Genomic DNA, 19,273 nt, shown 5'->3' on the forward strand with positions numbered 1-19,273 from the left:
AGCGCGCCGCGCGCCCAAGCCCCGCGAGGTGCGCCAGTTCGCCGTAACTCACTACGCAGCCTTTGGGGACTTGCGCCAGCGTCAGGTACAGCGCCGTGCGGCGTATCTCGGCAGGGCTTTGCGGGGCTTCGGCGGGTTGTTTCACGGTGGGGGTATCCGTTCAGAGCGTCGGTTTTTTGTAAGAAACGTCTGTAAATATGCAGATGAGAACTGAACTCAACACAATTCCTTGAGTCAGTCCTAGCTATCTAACACGATAACGCCCCTTTTCCGCCAACCCTGAGCCCCTATCTGCTTATGTTGTCCAGAACCTTGCTGTGCCTTGCTGTTTTCAGCGCCTCCACCCCCTTGCTAGCCGATACGGTCTGGTTAAAGAACGGCGACCGTCTGACCGGCAAGATCAAGGTCTTCGACGGTGGCAAGCTGCTGATCCAGACCGACTATGCAGGGGCTATCCCGGTGGACTGGAAACAGGTGAAAACCCTGGAGAGTGATCAGGAATTACTGGTCAAGCAGGATGCCTACACCGGTGAGAAAGCCAAATCCTTGCAGGCGGCGGACGATGGCAAAGTGGTGCTGGCCAATGGCGAGGCGCCCAAGACGGTGGAATTGGCCAGCATCCAGCAGATCATCAAGCCCAAGCCGGTGATCGAAGACCTGGTGTGGAAAGGCAACGTCGACATGGCGCTGGACTACAAACGCGCCGAGAAAGACACCAACGACTACGACATCGACTTCAAGACCTCCGCCCGCCATGGCCAATGGCGCCACACCGGGCAGGGCGAGTACAACCGCGAATTCCAGGACGACGTCACCACCACCGACAACTGGGCCCTGGAATATGACCTCGACCGCTTCATCACCGAGCACTGGTTCTGGCAGGGTCGCCTGACCTACAAGCGCGACAAGGTGGAAGACCTGTCCCGCCAGCGCACGGTCGGCACCGGCCCGGGCTACCAGTTCTGGGACGATGAACTTGGCGCATTCTCCCTGGGCTCGCTGGTTAACCGCACCGATTACGAATATTCCGACGGCGGCAAGGACAACTTCTATTCCTTGGCCATGAAGTGGGACTACAACCGCTACCTGATCGGCAAGACGGTTGAGTTCTTCACCTCCGGCGAATTGGGCAAGCCTATCGGCGGGCCGGCCGAATACGCCCTGGATGCGGAAATGGGCCTGCGCTACAAGGTCACCGAGTGGGCGTCGCTCAATCTCAAGGCCGAGCGTGACGTGATCAGTGGCGATTCGGAAAGCAGCTTGAGCAAGACCCGCTACACCGCAGGGTTTGGCGTGGCCTGGTAATCGGCCTCAAGCTCGCTGGCAACCTGCGCGGTTATTGATTACCTTGGCTTGAGATCCATTCCCATACGCCATGGGCGACTGAATTCCCGAGGAGTCATACGTTGAGCGCGCACGTTGCCAAAAACGCCCGAGAGCTGTTGCTCAAGGAATACCGTGGGGCTCTCTCCACATTGTCCAAAGCCATGCCCGGCTTTCCCTTTGGTTCGGTCGTGCCGTACTGTCTGGACGAGCAGGGCCGGCCGCTGATCCTGATCAGCCGGATTGCCCAACACACCCATAACCTGCAGAAAGACCCCAAGTGTTCGTTGCTGGTCGGCGAGCGTGAAGCGGATGACGTGCAGGCGGTCGGGCGCCTGACTTACCTGGCCGAAGCCGAGCAATTGCAGGACGCTGCTGCGATTGACGCGGCTGCCGAGCGCTATTACCGCTACTTCCCTGAATCGGCCAACTATCACAAGGCCCACGATTTCGACTTCTGGGTGCTCAAGCCGGTACGTCACCGCTATATCGGCGGCTTTGGCGCGATTCACTGGCTTGACCAGTTGACCCTGGCCAACCCGTTCGCCGGCCCGGCCGAGCGCAGCATGGTCGAGCACATGAACGCCGATCACACCAAGGCCATCGCCCATTACGTTGAATTGGCCGGCTTGCCCACCCACGAACCGGCGCAATTGGCCGGGATCGACAGCGAAGGCATGCACCTGCGAATAGGGCATGCGCTGCACTGGTTGCCGTTCGCCGAGTATTGCAACACGCCGACACAAGTGCGCGAGGCCCTGGTTTCATTGGCTCATGCTGCGGTCTGGCCGAAAAAAAGCGCCGCTGAAGCTTGAATTCACGAAATGGCGACGTCATCTAAGGTGGACTGGCAAGGCATTCTTGCGTTGAGGAAACCATTTGATGCGCCCTTTTTTATTGCTCTTTCTGCTGTTCCCGGTGTTGGAGCTGTTCGTATTCGTAAAAGTCAGCGGTGCGATCGGGTTTTTCCCGGCGCTGTTGCTGATCATTCTCGGCTCGATGCTCGGCGTTCTGGTGCTGCGCGTCGCCGGTCTGGCCACGGCGTTGCGTGCCCGTGAAAGCCTGAATCGCGGTGAATTGCCGGCACAAACCATGCTCGAAGGCCTGATGATGGCCCTGGCCGGAGGCCTGTTGATCCTGCCAGGCTTTATCAGCGATGTGCTCGGCCTGGTCATGTTGCTGCCCTTCACCCGCAAGCTGCTGGCAGGCAAAATGCGCCAGCGTGCCGAAGAGGCTGCGATTCGCCAGCGCGCGTTCGCCGACGACCTGCAACCCCGTGGTGGCCCGGCTCCGCGCCAGCCGTTGGGACGCGAAGGTGATGTGATCGAAGGTGAGTTCGAACATCGCGACAGTAAATAACTGCTTCACTGGCACGGCACCTTCGGGTGCCGTGTTGTTTTTATGGGCTGGCAGACGCAAAAAAATTCATCCCCGGCCCCTTGTAATATGCTTATGCGCCCTTATGTAACGGTCACCGCAAGGTTTCTGGTGGCAACACCAGACAGACTTCCGCGTTTCGCCCAGCGAACCGCGACCGGCACCGCCGGATTAAACCTGCCGGTACTGACACCGGCCGATGAAAAACACAATTAGGAGAGATCGACAATGAGCAAGCTTCGTCCTCTGCACGACCGCGTCGTTATCCGTCGCAGCGAAGAAGAAAAGAAAACCGCTGGCGGTATCGTTCTGCCAGGTTCGGCTGCTGAAAAAGCCAACCACGGTGTGATCGTCGCTGCAGGCCCAGGCAAGACTCTGGAAAACGGTGAAGTACGTGCGCTGGCCGTTAAAGTCGGTGACAAGGTTGTATTCGGTCCTTACTCCGGCAGCAACACTGTGAAAATCGACGGCGAAGACCTGCTGGTCATGGCTGAGAACGAGATTCTCGCTGTACTGGAAGGCTGATTTTCCCGCCCATTTTCCCGTTACTACAAAGTATTTAAGGAATATCGATCATGGCTGCTAAAGAAGTTAAATTCGGCGATTCCGCCCGCAAGAAAATGCTCACCGGTGTCAACATCCTGGCTGACGCAGTAAAAGCGACCCTGGGCCCGAAAGGCCGTAACGTGATCATCGAGAAGAGCTTCGGCGCTCCGACCATCACCAAGGACGGCGTTTCCGTAGCCAAAGAAATCGAACTGGAAGACCGTTTCGAAAACATGGGCGCGCAGCTGGTCAAAGACGTTGCCTCCCGTGCCAACGATGACGCAGGCGACGGCACCACCACTGCTACCGTTCTGGCTCAGGCAATCGTCAACGAAGGCTACAAAGCCGTCGCTGCCGGCATGAACCCGATGGACCTCAAGCGCGGCATCGACAAGGCGACCATCGCCATCGTCGCTGAGCTGAAAAACCTGTCCAAGCCATGCGCTGACACCAAGGCTATCGCTCAGGTAGGCACCATCTCCGCCAACTCCGACAACTCCATCGGCGACATCATTGCCGAAGCCATGGAAAAAGTCGGTAAAGAAGGCGTGATCACCGTTGAAGAAGGCACTGGCCTGGAAAACGAACTGTCGGTTGTAGAAGGCATGCAGTTCGACCGTGGCTACCTGTCCCCGTACTTCGTCAACAAGCCGGAAACCATGGTTGCCGAGCTGGAAAACCCGCTGATCCTGCTGGTCGACAAAAAGATCTCCAACATCCGCGAAATGCTGCCGGTGCTGGAAGCTGTTGCCAAAGCCGGTCGCCCACTGCTGATCGTTTCCGAAGACGTTGAAGGCGAAGCCCTGGCGACTCTGGTTGTGAACAACATGCGTGGCATCGTCAAAGTTGCAGCCGTCAAGGCTCCAGGCTTCGGCGACCGTCGCAAGGCCATGCTGCAGGACATCGCCGTTCTGACCGGCGGTACCGTTATCTCCGAAGAGATCGGCCTGAGCCTGGAAAGCGCCACCCTGGAAAACCTGGGTAGCGCCAAGCGTGTGACCATCTCCAAGGAAAACACCATCGTCGTCGACGGTGCTGGCGTAGAGGCCGACATTCAGGCGCGCATCACTCAGATCCGTGCCCAGGTTGCCGAAACTTCCTCGGACTACGACCGTGAAAAACTGCAAGAGCGTCTGGCCAAGCTGTCCGGCGGCGTTGCAGTGATCAAGGTTGGCGCTGGTTCCGAAGTTGAAATGAAAGAGAAGAAAGCCCGCGTTGAAGACGCCCTGCACGCAACCCGTGCAGCCGTTGAAGAAGGCGTGGTACCTGGCGGTGGCGTTGCGCTGATCCGTGCTCTGGAAGCCCTGACCAACCTGACCGGCGACAATGCTGACCAGAACGTTGGTATCGCTGTACTGCGTCGTGCTGTTGAAGCACCGCTGCGTCAGATCGCTGCCAACTCCGGCGACGAGCCAAGCGTTGTGGTCAACGAAGTCAAGAACGGCAAAGGTAACTACGGTTACAACGCTGCGACTGGCGAGTACGGCGACATGATCGAAATGGGCATCCTGGACCCTACCAAGGTGACTCGTTCCGCGCTGCAAGCAGCTTCCTCCATCGGCGGTCTGATCCTGACCACCGAAGCGGCGATCGCTGATGCACCGAAGAAAGACGGCTCGGCTGGCGGCGGTATGCCAGACATGGGCGGCATGGGTGGCATGGGCGGCATGATGTAAGCCAGCCTTACCCGGCGACTGAAAAACCCCGCCTGCAGCGATGCAGGCGGGGTTTTTTTATGCGGGCGTGTAAAGGGAGGGCGGTAACTGAAGCGGCTGGCCGGTCTACGTACTCAATGCGAGCACTTCAGACACCCTGACCTTCGAGGGTCGATAAAGTATCAGGCAGTACAGCCCCAGGCAGATCAGCCAACAGAAAATCGCCGTCCACACATTGTGGGAAAAGAAGTGTGCGCCCTGCAGCATGCGGCTCACGGAAAAGACGCCGCCCAGCGCCACGGCGAAGATGAACGCTTTGCGCGCCATCCGCGGCCGCCGATCCCGTAGCGCAAAGAACCAGGCGAACAAGGCGAACCCGGTTGCCGCATGACCGCCGGGCCAGCAGCGCCCAGGTTTATCGGTGGGCGGGCGGGGGCTTAGCAGTTCGCTGTAGGTTTCCTGGCCACCGAACTCCTTGAGGCTCCACGGGCATTGCACGGCGGTGACGGTTTTCAACGGCGAGACGAACGCCGTGGCCAGCCCCAGGGACAACACCAGGCAGCCCAGTTCGCGGCGGTAAGGCTTGAGCCGCTGGAGGATAAAGGTGCCGGCAAACCCCAGGATGGCCAGCACCGAGAACAGGATGACCAACTGTTTGGCACGGTCATGCAGGATGTCTTCGAGGAAGAAACTGTAACGCCCGATGAAGCCGCCATCCGCAGCGTTGTAGAACTGCTTGGCGAGGTCCATGTCCAGCGATGTCAGCTCCAGCAAGAGCATCAGGAGCGCAGCGCCGGCGGGTATGCCCAGGCACAGCCAGAAATTGAGAGGTTTGGAAACCGGCACAACAGGGGTGGATTGCATGGTGAGCCCTGATAAAAAAGTCCCGTACTTGGCTGTACGGGACGTTTTGGTTAGCGCGTGCTCAATGCCGGGGCCTCTTCCTTAGGGGCCCTCCAGCTCAGCAGTTGTTGTTTGAAACCATAACTGGCGGCCTGGTAGTAGGTGATCGCCCGCTGGATCAGCGGATCATCGCTGCCGACCCGCAGTTCCTGGCTCTCACCCAGCGCCTCGTTGTGGCGGCGCAGGCCCAGGCGCGGGCTGAGAATCGCCAGGTCTTTGCCGTCGAATAACCCCAGGTGCTGGTAGTTGCCGACCACGACCCGAGGGGGCAATGGGTTGTCCTGCAACAGGTCGCGGCCAAAGAAGGTCGATTCATAGCTCAGGTTGATCAGGCCCAGCAGGGTTGGCGCCAGGTCGATCTGGCTGGCCAGTTGTGCCGATTCCCGTGCGTCGATCAGCTTGGGCGCATAGATGAACAGTGGAATCTGATAGTTGGTAATAGGCAGGTCTTCCTTGCCCGCACTGCCGGCGGTGTGGTCGGCGACGAAGACGAAGATGGTGTTATCGAACCAGGGCTTCTGACGTGCCGCTTCCAGGAATTGGCCGATGGCATGGTCGGTGTACTTCACCGCGCCGTCGCGGCCATTGCCGGATTTGATATCGATGCGCCCTTCCGGATAGGTGTAGGGGCGATGGTTGGACGTGGTCATCAGTTGCAGCAAAAACGGCTGCTGTTTGGCGTAGTCGGCATCGGCCAGCTTCAGGGTCTGTTTGTACAGATCCTCGTCAGCCATACCCCAGGCGTTCTTGAACGAGATTTCCGCCTCGGGCACGCTGCTCTGGTCCACGACGCGATAACCGTTGCCGCTGAAGAACGCGTTCATATTGTCGAAATAGCCACGCCCGCCATACACAAACACGCTGTCGTAACCGATGGCCGTGAGTTGTTGCCCGAGGCTGGCGAAGCCGCTTTCCCGGCCAATACGTTTGACGATAGAGCGTCCCGGCGTCGGTGGGATTGCCAGGGTGATCGCCTCCAGGCCGCGGTCGGTGCGGGTGCCGGTGGCGTAGAAGTTATTGAAGTACAGGCTTTGTTGACGCAAGGCGTCGAGATTCGGCGTGAGGTTGCGCCCGTCGCCATTGCTGCCCATGTATTTGGCGCTGAAACTTTCGATGGTCACCAGCACGATATTGGGTTTGCGCAGCGTGCCCGGGTGGGTGATGGCGCGGCGGATATCCAACGGGTCTTGGCCGATAAAGCGCGCATTGGGCTCGCTGAGTTCGGCGCGCAACTGCTTGGCCACAACCTCGGTCGGCAGGCTCTTGTAGAACTGTGTGTAATCCAGCTCATTGTTACGGAAGGCGGCGAAAAACTGATACGGGCCATTGCTCGCCAGTTCGTTCTTGTAGGCGTTGCCGCCTTGGGTGCGCGGGCTGTCCTGGCTGATCAGTTGCAGGCTCAGGCCCGCGACGACCAACAGTGCCAAGGCATTCAAAAGGCGGTCGCGCATGGGCTGCAGGGGGGCATTCATGGCGGCATTGAATGGCTTGCGCAGCGCCAGGCTCAACACGATGGCTAGCATCGCCAGCAAACTGAGCAACTTGCCGATGGGGTAGGATTCCAGCAGGTTGTTCAGTACTTCATTGGAGTACACCAGGTAGTCGACGGCGATAAAGTTGAAGCGCACGCCGAATTCATCCCAGAACAGCCATTCGGCCACCGAGGTGAACAACATCGCGAACAGGCTGACAGTGAGTACCGCCTGCAGGAACCAGCGATGGCCTCGGCGGCGCCACAGCGCGGGCGGACATAGCAACAGGTACAGTCCCAGAGGAAGCGCGGCATAGGCCAGGAACCCGAGGTCGTAGAGCAATCCCACGCCAAACACTGGCAGCAGATTGCCGCCGACTTCATCCAGGTGCGTAATGAGCAGTACGCAGCGGGTGAGCAGGAAAACAACCAACCAGGCACCGGTTACCAACAGCAGATAGCGCATAGGCGCTGTTTTGAGAAACCCCATGTCCAACTTCCTTAGATCGATGGGGGGCGATCTTCGGCCTGGCACTGTAGTCAGTTTGTGAAGCTATAGTGAAAAACTCGTTCAGCGCTCTAATCGGTTGAAATCGTTTATCTGCGCAGCGTTCAGCTCTATCCCTGAGCCCCACTAGGCCTTAAGCTGCGCGAGCCAACACACGGCTGGCACGAAAGTACGGAGACACTGCCCATGCGAATTTTATTGGTTGAAGACAACCGCGATATTCTGGCCAACCTGGCCGACTATCTGGGGCTCAAAGGCTACACCGTGGACTGCGCGCAGGACGGTTTGTCGGGCCTGCACCTGGCCGCCACCGAGCACTACGACCTGATCGTGCTCGACATCATGCTGCCTGGCATCGATGGCTACACCTTGTGCAAGCGCCTGCGTGAAGACGCGCGCCGCGACACGCCGGTGATCATGCTCACCGCCCGCGATCAGTTGGATGACCGGCTGCAGGGCTTCAAGTCCGGCGCCGATGACTACTTGCTCAAGCCGTTTGCCCTGTCGGAACTGGCCGCGCGCATCGAAGCCGTGTTGCGCCGCGCCCAGGGTGGCGGACGCCGTGCCCTGCAGGTGGCCGACCTGCATTACGACCTCGATACCCTGGAAGTCACCCGAGAAGGGCGCCTGCTCAAGCTCAACCCGGTGGGCCTGAAGCTGCTGGCGGTGTTGATGCAGAAAAGTCCCCATGTACTGCGTCGGGAAATTCTCGAAGAAGCGCTATGGGGGGATGATTGTCCCGACAGTGACAGCCTGCGCAGTCATGTCCACCAGTTACGCCAAGTGATCGATAAACCTTTCGCCAAGCCATTGCTGCAAACGGTACACGGTGTGGGTTACCGCCTGGCCGAGGGTCGTGATGGAGTTTAAGCAAAGCCTTGCGCAGCGGATCATCATCGCCTTTGCTTTGATGAGCGCGTTGGTGGCAGGCGCCTTCGCCATGGGGATCATCGCGACGGTGCATCTGGTGGAAGAGAAGCTGATTTCGGCCGGTTTGGGCGGCGACTTGCAGCGCCTGCTGCTGATGGACAGCGTCGAAGACTGGAGCCACCGACCCGAGCCGGATCAGTTGTTCTATTTCAGCGGCGGGCGCGGGGATTTCGAGCTGCCCAAGGACCTGCGGCACCTGGAACCCGGCTTCCATGAAGTGTTCCGCGAGGCGTTGTCGTACCACGCCATGGTCGAAGTGGTCGCCGGTCGGCGCTATGTGCTGCTGCAAGACCAGAGTGATTTCGAAGAGCGTGAGCGCGTGCTGTTCGCGGTGGTGCTGGTGGGCTTCGTGCTCAGCCTGGCGCTGGCGGTCTTCCTTGGTTGGGTGCTGGCCCGCAAGGTGATGGCACCGGTGGTGCGCCTGGCACGCCAGGTGCGTCATCGCGACCAGTTGCTCGGCCTGGCGCCGCCCCTGGCGCCGGATTACGCTGCTGATGAAGTGGGCGAGCTGGCCGTGGCCTTCGACGCCACACTGGGCCGCTTGCGCCAGGCGCTGTCCCGCGAGCAGTTGTTTACCAGTGACGTGAGCCACGAATTACGCACGCCGTTGATGGTACTGGCCAGTTCCTGCGAGCTGCTGTTGGAGAACCCGGCCATCGACGAGCGCGGGCGCAATCAGGTGCTGCGCATCGCCAGGGCCTGCGAAGAAATGCGCGAACTGGTGCAGACCTTCCTGATGCTGGCGCGCGCCCAGCACAACGACGCGACCATGTCGCCTCGGGTAACCCTCACGCAGGTGGCGGATGATTTGCTTGGCCTCTGGCGCGAGCCGATCGAGCATAAAGGCCTGCAACTGATCTATAAGCCGGGCAACCCTCTGGATACACGCTACAACACCACCTTCCTGCATGCGGTGATGGGCAACTTGCTGCGTAATGCACTGCATTACACCGAGCGGGGCTTTATCCGACTCACCCTGGAACCGAGTGGTTTTGTCGTGGAAGACTCCGGCGTCGGCATCCCCGAAGACAAGCGCGAAGCCATGTTCGAACCCTTCGTGCGCGGCAGCGAAAAGCGCGGTGAAGGCCTTGGCCTGGGGTTGTCGCTGGTGCAACGCATCTGCGAGAACCAGGGCTGGAGCGTCAGCTTGAGCACCATGGAGCCCAATGGTTGCCGCTTTCACGTCCAGTTGAGTCAGGTCAAACCCTGACCTTGCGTGCTACCGCTATGCTGGCGTAGATCAGTGTAATTCGTAGAGGGTGGCCCTTTACCACTACTTGTATCTGTAAAGTCTTGAAATGTATGGGAGTGGACAGGACAAGTTTTTCACAACGAGTTGACCTGTTGATCACAGTTCGCAACCTAAGGTTGTAGGCATCAGTAAACGGAGACGTAAGATGCCTACCCCGATCAAGCTCGAATTTTCCGATAAGTACGACGATCAGCATGCGCAGAATTATTTGCTCAAGCATCAGGATAATTTGGCTCGCCGGCTGTCCCACAAACGTGACGAGCAATTGGCACGCGGCGCGTTGGCCATGGCCGGTGAACCCGGCCTGGTCTTGGACTTGCCTTGTGGGGCTGGGCGTTTTTGGCCGCTGCTGGCTGAAAAGCCCAATCGGGTGATTATCGGCGCCGACAATTCGGAGTCGATGTTGAAGGTCGCGACGTTCTCCCAACCGGCGGATGTGGTGAAGCGGGTACGGCCCTTGCGGACATCGGCCTTTGATATCGACCTGCCAGATAACTCGGTCGACAGCATCTTCTGCATGCGCCTGATGCACCACATTGGTGATCCTGAGCACCGGCTGGCGATACTGCGGGAGTTTCATCGCGTTACCCGCGACAGCGTGATTATCTCGTTGTGGGTGGATGGCAACTTCAAGGCCTGGAAACGCAAGCGTGCCGAAGTAAAACGTCGTAAGGAAGGCGAGCAGGAAGGTTACCAAAACCGGTTTGTACTACCGGCGGCTACTGTCGAGGCAGAGTTTGAGCAAGCGGGTTTTCGTGTTCAGGAATCCCTGGATTTCATCCCGCTCTACGCCATGTGGCGGGTGTATGTATTGCGCAAGAGGTAACAGGATGGCAGTTGAGTGCGTAGCAGGCAGTCACGTAGCTCCCGAAGAGCGATTTGATTATTTCTGGCGCCAGCAGGGCGAGTGGGTCGAAGAGCCCAATCGTCGACGCGGCGGAGAGAGTGGTGTGCAGCGTGTGATGGGCCCCAACGGGCGCCTGCTCTACAGCAAGCGTCAGACCGGGCATATCTACCGCAGTTGGCTCCATCCGTTTGGGCGCCCGACCGTGTTGCGTGAACGGGATGCCATCAAGGGCCTGCGCTCGCTGAATGTGCGGGTGCCGGAGATGGTGTTCTGCGAGGCGCGTCGTGATCCGCAACACCAATGGAAGGCATTGTTGGTGACGGCTTCGCTGGACGGTTTCGACGAAATCGAAAATTGGTACGCCGCCGGTGGCCGTGAACAGTACGGTGAGGCGGTCCATGAGCGCCTGCTCAAGGAACTCGCGGCGACGTTGGCGCGCATGCACAAGGGGCGTTGGCAACATGGTTGCCTGTACATCAAGCATATCTTTGTGCGAGTCACGGGTGAGCCCGACTCGGCCAGCGTGGAAGTCGCGCTGCTGGACTTTGAGAAGTGCCGCCAACGTCTCACCGCTTATCGGGCGGCCTCCCACGACATGCTGCAACTGCGCCGCCACTCGTCGTGGAACGATGGCGACTGGGCAAAACTCAGCTACTTTTACGAGACGGCGTTTGGCAGCGCTATCAAGGGTTTAACCAAATGAAGCTAGAAATAGCTCGAGGTCTGTTTCTGTCTGGGGCGTTGGGCGTTGCTGCCCTGGCCCTGGTTGCATGGGAACAACCTCGGACACAGGTCCTCAGTGCGGTGCAAAGCGGCGGGCAATGCCTGCTGCCGCGCATTGCCAAGGCGAGTGCGACGGTCAAGCCCGATCATGACCTGCTGTTGTTCATGTTCGGGATGTCACGAGGGGTGGGGCCACAAAGTTGAAACGATCGAAACCACCCGAAAAGGGCCTTGTGAAACGAGGCCCTTTTTTTTCGCCTGCGATCTGGCTGTCAGGCGCAGCGCGGGATTAGCCCGAGCGGCTGACCGTCAGATCAGATGCAGATGGTTATCCCAAAGCCCTGCCGGCAATTCCAACGGTTTTGCGATCAGTTGTTCCTGGCGACAGTCATAGAATCGGCACCGCCCTTGGCCGGATGTCACGACAAACCCGTCTGCTACCGCACCCACACCCGCGCAGTCCGGCAAAGGCCCGTCCAGGCGCAATTTGCCGCTGTCCATGTCCCAGATAAAGAAGCGGTTGCCGCGCGGCGCGGTCAACGCCACCAGGCGCAATTCACTGTGTACCGCGACGCTGGCGGTGTAATGCCCCATTGCCTGCAGTTGCTCATCGGCCACCGGAAATGCCACGAATGGCTGCCCTGGGCGCTTGATTGCGAGCAACTCGGAACGCTCCTGGGACGGCCCCATAAACTGCTGCCCGGTGAGGATGGTGCCATCGCTGGCGATGCCCATATGGCGCACGCTGTTCATCGGCTGGCCGAGGGTTTCCTTGCTGATCAGGCTGCCGTCGCGTTGCATCAGCACCAGGCTCGGCTCCATGGCGTTGAGGTTCATTTCCACCCGGCTTTCGGCTTCGGTGCGGATGCCGCCGTTGGCCACCACCAGGGTTTCGCCGTCGGGCATCCATGACACCTGATGCGGGCCAATGCCATGGGTGGAAATCTCGCCGCTATGCACCAGCCGCTCGCCTTCGAACCGGTACACACCGAGCAGGCCACGGCCCGGGTCGGAGGTGTCGTTTTCGGTGGCGTACAGCCAGTCGCCACTGTTGTGAATCACCGCGTGGCCATAGAAGTGTCGGCCAGCATTCGAGGTGATGGTTTGCAGCAGCGCGCCATCACGCAGGTCGATCAGGTAACTCTCGGTGCCCGGGCGACGGGCGACAAACAGCGCGATCGGCAGCGTCGGGTGGTTGATGATGTCGTGGCAGCGCTGACCGACCTGGGTGGCGAACACCCGCTGGCCGTCCAGGCGATAGCCGACAGCATAGTGGTTGCCGTCTGCATCATCGCGCGCCGACAGCAGCAGCGGGCCCTTGTCTTTGTGCTTGAACAACGTCCAGCCGCCCAACGTGAGTGCGCCGAGCAGCGCGCTGCCAATGGCCAAAGCCTGTCGCCTGAGCATCATCAGTCACCGTCGTTGGCGTTAAAGCCCAGTTGGATGCCCAGCGCCTTGGCCAACTCGCCTTCGTGCAGGCGGTGGACGACGTTGAGGCTGTCGTAGAGATCGTTGAGCTGTTGGCGCCCGGCGTCGTCACCCAACAGTTCGTTGAGGGTGCGCTGGTTGCTGGCGAACAGTTTCAGGGATGCGGCGTAGGCGGCGTCGATCTTCTCGGCCAGCGCCTTTTGATCGGACGGCAACAAGCCCCGCAGGCCTTTGTTGTCGACGCCGACCCATACCGTCTGGGCCGCAGCGAGGCTGGCCTCCAGACTTTGCAGGGACGACTGGCTGCGCCACGCATCGGCCTGGAATGGCTGCGGGATGCCCTTGGTCTGGCGACCCATCGGCGTGCCGAGCTTTTTCTTCAGGGTGTCCAGTGCGGTCACTTGCACGCGCAGCAGGTCGGCGATGGCTTCGTGGGAATCAGCGTAACGCTGATTGGGAAACTTGCTCATCTGCGCGAGCATGCCGTCGGTGCTGTTCCAACTGGCGAGGATCTCTTCGGCCAGGGCTTTCTGGCGCTCGCCGATGGCCATTAGCAGCGGGCAGTACCGGGCTTTCTGCGCGGCGTCGGCGATGTCGGTCTTGGCGTCGTAGAGGATGTATTCATAGGCCGACAGGCCCTGCACCACCACGCTGGACTTGGCCAGGGCAGCCGCATCGATCTGCGGCTGGGCGGTGACCAGTTGCTCGACCTGGCGACCCACGAGGTTTTTCTTGTCGGGCCAGAACTGCACCTGCCACGAACGGTTGCCCTCGGCCAACGGGCCGATCAGCAGCGGTTGCAGCTCGGCCCAGGCTTTTTGGGCGTGAAGGAAGTCGGCGCGTGCGGTGTCCAGGCTTTCCTTGCCTTGGCAGTACGCCAGGGCACTGACGGCCAATTGGCGGTCGGCTTCCACCCAGCGGCTGTAGGTCGGCAAGATCACTTGCTTGGCGATGGCTGCCGAGGTCACCGCTTGTGGGTCTTGCGGTGAGCAGGCGCCGAGGGCGAGGGCGGCCAGGCTGGTGAACAACAACTTGGGACGGAACATGTCGAGCTCCCTTCGGTAAGTGGGTCGAGGCTTATAGAGAATTCAGGAACGTCAGCAGCGCAGCGCGCTGTTCGGCATTAAAAGACAACACATGCTGCTGCGCCGCGTGTGCTTCACCGCCGTGCCATAGCACGGCTTCCAGCAGGTTGCGGGCGCGGCCGTCATGCAAGAACTGGGTGTGGCCACTGACGGTTTGCGTCAGGCCGATGCCCCACAACGGCGGCGTGCGCCAGTCGCGGCCACTGGCCTTGAATTCGCTGCGGTGATCGGCCAGGCCGTCGCCCATGTCATGCAGCAGCAGATCGCTGTAGGGGCGGATCACCTGGTTGGCCAGTTCAGGTTCGGCGGCGTTGGCAGCCGTGGTGAACGACGGCGTGTGACAGCCCTGGCAACCGGCCTGGTAGAACAGGTTTTTCCCGGCCAGCACCTGGGGCGCGTTGACGTCGCGACGCACGGGTACCGCCAGGTTGCGGGTGTAGAACAGCACCAGGCGCAGGATGTTATCGCTGACTTCCGGCTCGCCATCGGGGCCGTTACCGTTGGGCGCCTGCTTGCAGGCGACCTGGACGTCGGTGCAGTCATCGACGGGCCTCAGCGACGTGGTGAGGCCCATATCACCCGAAAAGGCGTGAACATTTTGTTGATTGAGGTTGGGTTGCCCGGCTTTCCAGCCGAAACGCCCGAGCACGGTTTTCTGCCGGGCGTCATCCCAGACCCAATTCGCGCGGCCGACGATGGCTTCCTTGTCGGCGGTCTTCGGGTCGGTGTTGCGCAGGATGTCCGCGTCGGCAATCGCTTCGAGCAGGCCCAGGCCGATCATCGGCGGGGCGATGCGCGCGGAGAAACGTGTGTCCGGATGCATCGGGCCGTAGCCGAGTTGGGTGATCTGCAGGTTGGGCTTGCGCAGTTCGACGACGCTGCCGTCCTTGAACGTGACGTTGAGCGGCGTGTAGTCGACCCGCACCTTGCCCTCTGGCGTTACGCCGGGTACGGCCATGTCCTGCAATTGCCCGCCGTAGACCGGCTCGGGCACCACGCCGAGGTGCTCGATGAGCTTGGCATACGGCGGCGCATCCGGGATCGACAGGCGCACCAGCATCGACACCGCATTCTGCGCGTCGGCCAGCGGCGGATGGCCACGGCCGTCCTTGATGTGGCAGTTCTGGCAGGCATTGGTGTTGAACAGCGGCCCCAGCCCATCGCGTGCGGTGGTCGTGGACGGCGCGATCACCCAGGGGCTGCGGAAGAAACTGTTACCGACGCTGAAATCCAGGCGACGGGTCGGCGACAGGTTGGCTGAGGGCAGGGAAAAGGCATTCTGGTCGCGCTTGTTCACCGTCGTTGCACCGCCGGCCCGCGCTTCTCCCGGATCAGCCTGGGTAAACCGGGGGGCGTCATCGCAGGCGACCAGGCTCAAGGCCATCAGTCCTGCAGACAGGCGAAGAAGCGAACGGAACATCGTGTTTCCTGAGCAAAGGCGAAAAATAAGGTCGCAAAGTCTAACAGGGCGGGGCGGTTTGAATAAGAGCAATTATCGTTTGATGGCATCCCGATTCATTCCCGCTAGAATGACCGCACATTTTTCTCTGGAGGTGGCCAATGCAGGCTCTCGACGCTTTGCTCAACCGTGTTTCCGTGCCGCGCCTGCTGGAACCGGCACCGACCCAGGAGCAGCGTGATGTGCTGTTCGCCGCGGCCATGCGTGCGCCCGATCACGGCCAGTTGCGTCCTTGGCGGTTCTTCACCGTGGAAGGCGCGGCCCGTGAGCAGTTGGGTACGTTGCTGGTCGAAGCCGCCCGCCTGCAAGACCCCGACGCCCCGCAGGCCGCCCTCGACAAGGCCCAGAACGGCCCGATGCGCGCGCCGCTGGTGGTGGTGGTGATTGCTCGCCTGCAGGAACATTTCAAGGTGCCGAAATCCGAGCAGTTGCTGGCGGCGGCGTGTGCAGCCCATGGCATCCTGCTGGCTGCCTATGCCCAGGGGATTGGTGCGGTCTGGCGCACCGGGGATTTGTCCTACTCGGCCCATGTGGCCAAGGGCCTGGGGCTGACGGCGGGAGAGGAGGTGATTGGCTTCCTGTACCTGGGCACACCGCAGAACCCACCGCGTACCGCGCCGAAAGAAGACCTGGCGGCGTTTGTGCAGGCTTGGCCTGGTCTTTAAATGTGGGAGGGGCGGTGCGACGGTTCGACTTGCTCCCGATGGCGGTGGTTCAGTTGGCTCATTTGTAGCTGATCCACCGCCATCGGGGGCAAGTCGAACCGTCGCACCGCCCCTCCCACATTGGTCCTGTGGTGTTGTTTACACCCGGAACTGATCCATCAACTTCATCTGCTGGCTGGCCAATGCATTGAGTTGGCTGCTGATGGCCGCTGACTCCGTGGCCTGGCCGGTGAGGGTCTCGGTCACGGTGCGGATCGCCGACACATTGCGGTTGACCTCTTCGGCCACGGCGCTCTGTTGTTCGGCGGCGCTTGCGATCTGCAGGTTCATGTCGCTGATCACCGTCACCGCGTCGCTGATCTTGCCCAGCGCCTGAACGGCCTGATGGATCTGCCCGGCGTTGCTCTGGGCCTGCTGCTGGCTGGAATGCATGGTCGCCACCACGCCACGGGTGCCGCTCTGGATGCGTTCGATCACCTGGCGAATTTCCTCCACCGAATCCTGGGTGCGTTTGGCCAGGTTGCGCACTTCGTCGGCCACCACCGCAAACCCGCGGCCGCTTTCCCCGGCGCGTGCCGCTTCGATGGCCGCGTTGAGCGCCAGCAGGTTGGTCTGCTCGGCAATGCTGCGGATCACTTCCAGCACTGAACCGATTTGCTCGCTGTTGACGGCCAGCGTTTCGACTTCGCTGACGGCCTTGCTGACTTCATTGGCGAGGGTGGTGATATCGCGGGTGCTCTGCTCGATGATCGACATGCCTTCGCGCGCCGACTGATCGGCCCCGCGCGCCGCGCTGGCGGCGTTGGAGGCGCTGTTGGCCACCTCATGGGCGGTGGCGCTCATTTCGTTGGACGCAGTGGCCACCTGGTCGATCTCGCGGAACTGCACCTGCATGCCTTCGCTGGTCTGGCGCGCAATGGCTGAAGACTGGTCGGCCGTGCCACGGGCTTCGGTGATACTTTGCTTGATCTGCGCGATGGTCGGTTGCAGCTTGTCGAGGAAGCGGTTGAACCAGTTCACCAGCTCGCCCAGCTCGTCTTTCTTGGCGTAGGCCAGGCGCTGGGTGAGGTCGCCGTCGCCGCTGGCGATATCCTTGAGCATGGCGGCCACGCTGTTGATCGGCCGGGTCACGCCGGTGGCGGTCAGCCAGACCAGCAACAGCCCGAGCAATGCGGCGACGGCCGCCACCAGCAAAGTCTTGAGCATGCCGCTGGCCTGGGCCTTGTCGAGTACGGCTTGCAGCTTGACGTTGTCGGCCAGCAGCACGGCCTTGGACAACTTGATCATCACGCCCCAGGACTTGGCGTCGGCAATCGGCTTGACCGGGTACACCGCGCGAATGGTGTCGTCCTGTTCGCTAATCGTGCGGTTGTCACTGGCCAGCAGTTGCACGATGTCTTTGCCTTCGGCGCCCAGAGTGTCGATCAGGTTCTTGCCGACTTTAGCCGGTTCGCCACTGTAGGCGGCGATCAAACCGGTGCTGGAGATAATTCGCAGTTGCGCCATACCGTTGAACAGGTCTTTCTGCGTGGCATCGGTGCTGGCTTGTAAGGAGTCGAGGGCAATGTCGACGCCGATGACGCCGATGACTTTGCCGTCCACCAGTAGCGGCAGGGCGATGGTAGTCATCAACACAGACTTGCCGGCCACCGTGTCTTCATACGGGTCCAGCAGGCAAGTGCGGCGGGTGTCGCGTGGGCAAGTGTACCAGATGTTGTAGGGCGTGCCGTTGAGGTTGGGGGTGGTCTTGTTCAGGTCGTCTTCGATCAGGATCGTGTTCAAGCCTTCGCCACCGGCGCGGCTCCAGTAGCTGGAGAAACGGCCTTTTCCGTTGGAGGCACGCGCCTTGTCGTCGACAAACTCGCTGTCCTTGCCCTCCAGCCCGTTGGGTTCGAACGCCAGCCAGATCCCCAGCACCTTGCTGTTGCGTTCGAACGCGGTTTTCAGGCTCTGGTTGAGATCTTCACGCAGCGCGCCGGGTTCGAGGGACCGCTTGGCGCCCAGGTTGCGCAGGTCTTTGACCTGATCGGCGAGGGCGGTCAAGGCCACCAGGCTGTCGCCGAAGGTTCTCTGCAATTGCACCGCTTGTTCGGCGGCCTTGGCTTGCAGCAGTTGTTCGACACTGGCGGTGAGCATTCGTGAGCTTGAGTCGCTGACCAACGCGTCGTTCTGCGCGGTGTTGTAAATATTGATGCCGACTACCAGCCCAATCACTCCCAGCAGGCAGAGGCCGGACAGCAGGACGATTTTCAAGCGGATGGAGAGGGTATCGAACATAGGTTCACTCACGAATGGACTTGTTTGTATGCGAGCTGGGCCAAGTCCATTCGGCGCATTATCCGGAACATCGGCGCAACCTGGGCTTTCATGAGCGGTAAGCGATGAGCGGTAGGAGAGTGCCTACATCCAGCGTTATATAGGGCGTGCGAGCCGTTCCGGACGGGACCAGATCCACAGGTTGCCCAGGCTCATTCCGGCGATGGCCAGGTAGATCGGCCAGCCGTGATCGAGCATCACCAGCATCAGGCCGGCGCAGAGCAGCATGCTGGCGGTGGCGCTGATTTTGGCGCGGCGCGCGATGATCTTGCCGTTGCGCCAGTTGAACAGGATCGGCCCGAACAGGCGGTGGTTTTCCAGCCAGGCGCTGAGGCGCGGCGAGCTTTTGGTGGCGGCCCAGGCGGCCAGCAGGATGAATTCGGTGGTGGGCAAACCCGGCACGACAATCGCGACCAACCCGATGCCCAGGCTGACATAGGCCAGCAGGCCGAAGAGGAGCTGGGCGATTTTCGAGGTGGATTGGGGTTTGCCGGTCATGGGTGCGTGCAACGTAGGGATAACAAAAAATCGGCTTGGAATGAGATCTAATTGTGGGAGGGAGAAAGCCCCTCCCACCGATCACATTTCAATCGAGTATCAGGCCAGTTCAGGGGCTGTAGCGTAAGCCTGTTCGAGCAACACAGTGAAGCGCATAAACGCATTGATCGCGCCTTTTTCCACAGCGGCTTCTTCTTCGGCGCTGAATTCCAGGCTGTCGAGGGTGCGGGTGAAGCGCTTCCAGCCTTCGGCGCGACCGCCGGCCGGCTCGCCGAGGTGGCGGGCGC

Annotated in this window: 19 protein-coding genes and 2 pseudogenes; 11 read left to right on the plus strand and 10 right to left on the minus strand. The window is 60.6% G+C overall.

Annotated elements, in window-relative coordinates:
• Nucleotides 1-145 (minus strand): annotated as a pseudogene (locus L9Z73_RS10330) (MGMT family protein); the annotation flags it as partial.
• A gap of 152 nt (nucleotides 146-297) precedes the next feature.
• Here L9Z73_RS10330 and L9Z73_RS10335 point away from each other — a divergent pair.
• The 5 genes from L9Z73_RS10335 (at nucleotide 298) to groL (ending at nucleotide 4,922) form a co-directional block, all read left to right on the plus strand.
• Nucleotides 298-1,305 carry a DUF481 domain-containing protein gene (locus L9Z73_RS10335; protein ID WP_247399708.1) on the plus strand — a complete coding sequence of 336 codons (1,008 nt, stop codon included), beginning with the start codon at nucleotides 298-300 and terminating at the stop codon, nucleotides 1,303-1,305.
• Between the two features lie 101 nt (nucleotides 1,306-1,406).
• On the plus strand, nucleotides 1,407-2,138 hold the full coding sequence (locus L9Z73_RS10340) for a HugZ family protein (RefSeq protein ID WP_247399709.1): 732 nt from the start codon (nucleotides 1,407-1,409) through the stop codon (nucleotides 2,136-2,138).
• A gap of 67 nt (nucleotides 2,139-2,205) precedes the next feature.
• Complete coding sequence (locus L9Z73_RS10345; RefSeq protein ID WP_017846113.1) at nucleotides 2,206-2,682, plus strand: FxsA family protein; 477 nt, start codon at nucleotides 2,206-2,208, stop codon at nucleotides 2,680-2,682.
• Nucleotides 2,683-2,928: 246 nt separating this feature from the next.
• Nucleotides 2,929-3,225, plus strand: coding sequence for a co-chaperone GroES (locus tag L9Z73_RS10350; protein ID WP_058414787.1), 297 nt, complete (start codon nucleotides 2,929-2,931; stop codon nucleotides 3,223-3,225).
• A 50-nt stretch (nucleotides 3,226-3,275) separates the two neighbouring features.
• Nucleotides 3,276-4,922 (plus strand): chaperonin GroEL, encoded by a 1,647-nt coding sequence (gene groL / locus L9Z73_RS10355; RefSeq protein ID WP_247399719.1) that lies wholly within the window; start codon nucleotides 3,276-3,278, stop codon nucleotides 4,920-4,922.
• Nucleotides 4,923-5,027: 105 nt separating this feature from the next.
• Here the strand turns inward: groL and L9Z73_RS10360 are convergent, their stop codons facing one another.
• Nucleotides 5,028-5,765 carry a phosphatase PAP2 family protein gene (locus tag L9Z73_RS10360; protein ID WP_247399728.1) on the minus strand — a complete coding sequence of 246 codons (738 nt, stop codon included), beginning with the start codon at nucleotides 5,763-5,765 and terminating at the stop codon, nucleotides 5,028-5,030.
• Between the two features lie 50 nt (nucleotides 5,766-5,815).
• The gene (locus tag L9Z73_RS10365) at nucleotides 5,816-7,765 is read right to left on the minus strand and encodes an LTA synthase family protein (RefSeq protein WP_247399730.1); all 1,950 of its coding nucleotides are present in this window, start codon (nucleotides 7,763-7,765) and stop codon (nucleotides 5,816-5,818) included.
• 204 nt (nucleotides 7,766-7,969) lie between these two features.
• On the opposite strand from L9Z73_RS10365, the gene colR reads away from it, so the two are divergent.
• The 5 genes from colR (at nucleotide 7,970) to L9Z73_RS10390 (ending at nucleotide 11,739) form a co-directional block, all read left to right on the plus strand.
• Nucleotides 7,970-8,653, plus strand: coding sequence for a two-component system response regulator ColR (colR, locus tag L9Z73_RS10370; RefSeq protein ID WP_016975511.1), 684 nt, complete (start codon nucleotides 7,970-7,972; stop codon nucleotides 8,651-8,653).
• Complete coding sequence (locus tag L9Z73_RS10375) at nucleotides 8,643-9,923, plus strand: sensor histidine kinase (RefSeq protein WP_247399732.1); 1,281 nt, start codon at nucleotides 8,643-8,645, stop codon at nucleotides 9,921-9,923. The genes colR and L9Z73_RS10375 overlap by 11 nt, the downstream gene beginning before the upstream one ends.
• A 187-nt stretch (nucleotides 9,924-10,110) precedes the next feature.
• Complete coding sequence (locus L9Z73_RS10380) at nucleotides 10,111-10,791, plus strand: class I SAM-dependent methyltransferase (protein ID WP_247399742.1); 681 nt, start codon at nucleotides 10,111-10,113, stop codon at nucleotides 10,789-10,791.
• Between the two features lie 4 nt (nucleotides 10,792-10,795).
• Nucleotides 10,796-11,515, plus strand: a complete 720-nt coding sequence (locus tag L9Z73_RS10385; protein ID WP_247399744.1) for a lipopolysaccharide kinase InaA family protein — start codon at nucleotides 10,796-10,798, stop codon at nucleotides 11,513-11,515.
• Nucleotides 11,512-11,739 (plus strand): hypothetical protein, encoded by a 228-nt coding sequence (locus tag L9Z73_RS10390; protein ID WP_247399746.1) that lies wholly within the window; start codon nucleotides 11,512-11,514, stop codon nucleotides 11,737-11,739. Before L9Z73_RS10385 ends, L9Z73_RS10390 begins: the two co-directional genes overlap by 4 nt.
• A 105-nt stretch (nucleotides 11,740-11,844) precedes the next feature.
• Here L9Z73_RS10390 and L9Z73_RS10395 read toward each other — a convergent pair whose 3' ends face one another.
• The 3 genes from L9Z73_RS10395 to L9Z73_RS10405 are packed head-to-tail and all read right to left on the minus strand — an operon-like array spanning nucleotide 11,845 to nucleotide 15,468.
• On the minus strand, nucleotides 11,845-12,942 hold the full coding sequence (locus L9Z73_RS10395; protein WP_247399768.1) for a DUF1513 domain-containing protein: 1,098 nt from the start codon (nucleotides 12,940-12,942) through the stop codon (nucleotides 11,845-11,847).
• A gap of 2 nt (nucleotides 12,943-12,944) precedes the next feature.
• Nucleotides 12,945-14,009: an imelysin family protein gene (locus L9Z73_RS10400; protein ID WP_247399748.1), complete on the minus strand. Its 1,065-nt coding sequence runs from the start codon at nucleotides 14,007-14,009 to the stop codon at nucleotides 12,945-12,947.
• Between the two features lie 31 nt (nucleotides 14,010-14,040).
• Nucleotides 14,041-15,468, minus strand: a complete 1,428-nt coding sequence (locus L9Z73_RS10405) for a di-heme oxidoredictase family protein (RefSeq protein ID WP_247399750.1) — start codon at nucleotides 15,466-15,468, stop codon at nucleotides 14,041-14,043.
• Between the two features lie 140 nt (nucleotides 15,469-15,608).
• Between L9Z73_RS10405 and L9Z73_RS10410 the strand changes: the two genes are divergently transcribed.
• Nucleotides 15,609-16,172, plus strand: a complete 564-nt coding sequence (locus tag L9Z73_RS10410) for a nitroreductase family protein (RefSeq protein ID WP_247399752.1) — start codon at nucleotides 15,609-15,611, stop codon at nucleotides 16,170-16,172.
• Nucleotides 16,173-16,310: 138 nt separating this feature from the next.
• Here L9Z73_RS10410 and L9Z73_RS31440 read toward each other — a convergent pair whose 3' ends face one another.
• From L9Z73_RS31440 to L9Z73_RS10425, 4 genes and pseudogenes are all read right to left on the minus strand, one after another.
• On the minus strand, nucleotides 16,311-17,066 hold the full coding sequence (locus L9Z73_RS31440; RefSeq protein WP_430624280.1) for a methyl-accepting chemotaxis protein: 756 nt from the start codon (nucleotides 17,064-17,066) through the stop codon (nucleotides 16,311-16,313).
• 102 nt (nucleotides 17,067-17,168) lie between these two features.
• A pseudogene (locus L9Z73_RS31445) lies at nucleotides 17,169-18,449 on the minus strand (HAMP domain-containing protein); the annotation flags it as partial.
• A gap of 135 nt (nucleotides 18,450-18,584) precedes the next feature.
• Nucleotides 18,585-18,986, minus strand: a complete 402-nt coding sequence (locus tag L9Z73_RS10420) for a YbaN family protein (RefSeq protein WP_247399755.1) — start codon at nucleotides 18,984-18,986, stop codon at nucleotides 18,585-18,587.
• A gap of 99 nt (nucleotides 18,987-19,085) precedes the next feature.
• Nucleotides 19,086-19,273 (minus strand): biliverdin-producing heme oxygenase (locus L9Z73_RS10425; protein WP_247399757.1); only part of this gene is annotated, 188 nt, incomplete at its 5' end.

Source organism: Pseudomonas emilianonis, from assembly GCF_023072625.1.
GTDB classification, from domain to species: Bacteria; Pseudomonadota; Gammaproteobacteria; order Pseudomonadales; family Pseudomonadaceae; genus Aquipseudomonas; species Aquipseudomonas paraveronii.

Bases quoted from the DNA above. Each gene is read 5' to 3' on its own strand.
- L9Z73_RS10335 (WP_247399708.1), top strand. From the start codon at position 298: ATGTTGTCCAGAACCTTGCTGTGCCTTGCTGTTTTCAGCGCCTCCACC.
- L9Z73_RS10345 (WP_017846113.1), top strand. From the start codon at position 2,206: ATGCGCCCTTTTTTATTGCTCTTTCTGCTGTTCCCGGTGTTGGAGCTG.
- L9Z73_RS10350 (WP_058414787.1), top strand. From the start codon at position 2,929: ATGAGCAAGCTTCGTCCTCTGCACGACCGCGTCGTTATCCGTCGCAGC.
- groL (WP_247399719.1), top strand. From the start codon at position 3,276: ATGGCTGCTAAAGAAGTTAAATTCGGCGATTCCGCCCGCAAGAAAATG.
- L9Z73_RS10360 (WP_247399728.1), bottom strand. From the start codon at position 5,765: ATGCAATCCACCCCTGTTGTGCCGGTTTCCAAACCTCTCAATTTCTGG.
- L9Z73_RS10365 (WP_247399730.1), bottom strand. From the start codon at position 7,765: ATGGGGTTTCTCAAAACAGCGCCTATGCGCTATCTGCTGTTGGTAACC.
- colR (WP_016975511.1), top strand. From the start codon at position 7,970: ATGCGAATTTTATTGGTTGAAGACAACCGCGATATTCTGGCCAACCTG.
- L9Z73_RS10375 (WP_247399732.1), top strand. From the start codon at position 8,643: ATGGAGTTTAAGCAAAGCCTTGCGCAGCGGATCATCATCGCCTTTGCT.
- L9Z73_RS10380 (WP_247399742.1), top strand. From the start codon at position 10,111: ATGCCTACCCCGATCAAGCTCGAATTTTCCGATAAGTACGACGATCAG.
- L9Z73_RS10385 (WP_247399744.1), top strand. From the start codon at position 10,796: ATGGCAGTTGAGTGCGTAGCAGGCAGTCACGTAGCTCCCGAAGAGCGA.
- L9Z73_RS10390 (WP_247399746.1), top strand. From the start codon at position 11,512: ATGAAGCTAGAAATAGCTCGAGGTCTGTTTCTGTCTGGGGCGTTGGGC.
- L9Z73_RS10395 (WP_247399768.1), bottom strand. From the start codon at position 12,942: ATGCTCAGGCGACAGGCTTTGGCCATTGGCAGCGCGCTGCTCGGCGCA.
- L9Z73_RS10400 (WP_247399748.1), bottom strand. From the start codon at position 14,009: ATGTTCCGTCCCAAGTTGTTGTTCACCAGCCTGGCCGCCCTCGCCCTC.
- L9Z73_RS10405 (WP_247399750.1), bottom strand. From the start codon at position 15,468: ATGTTCCGTTCGCTTCTTCGCCTGTCTGCAGGACTGATGGCCTTGAGC.
- L9Z73_RS10410 (WP_247399752.1), top strand. From the start codon at position 15,609: ATGCAGGCTCTCGACGCTTTGCTCAACCGTGTTTCCGTGCCGCGCCTG.
- L9Z73_RS31440 (WP_430624280.1), bottom strand. From the start codon at position 17,066: ATGCAGGTGCAGTTCCGCGAGATCGACCAGGTGGCCACTGCGTCCAAC.
- L9Z73_RS10420 (WP_247399755.1), bottom strand. From the start codon at position 18,986: ATGACCGGCAAACCCCAATCCACCTCGAAAATCGCCCAGCTCCTCTTC.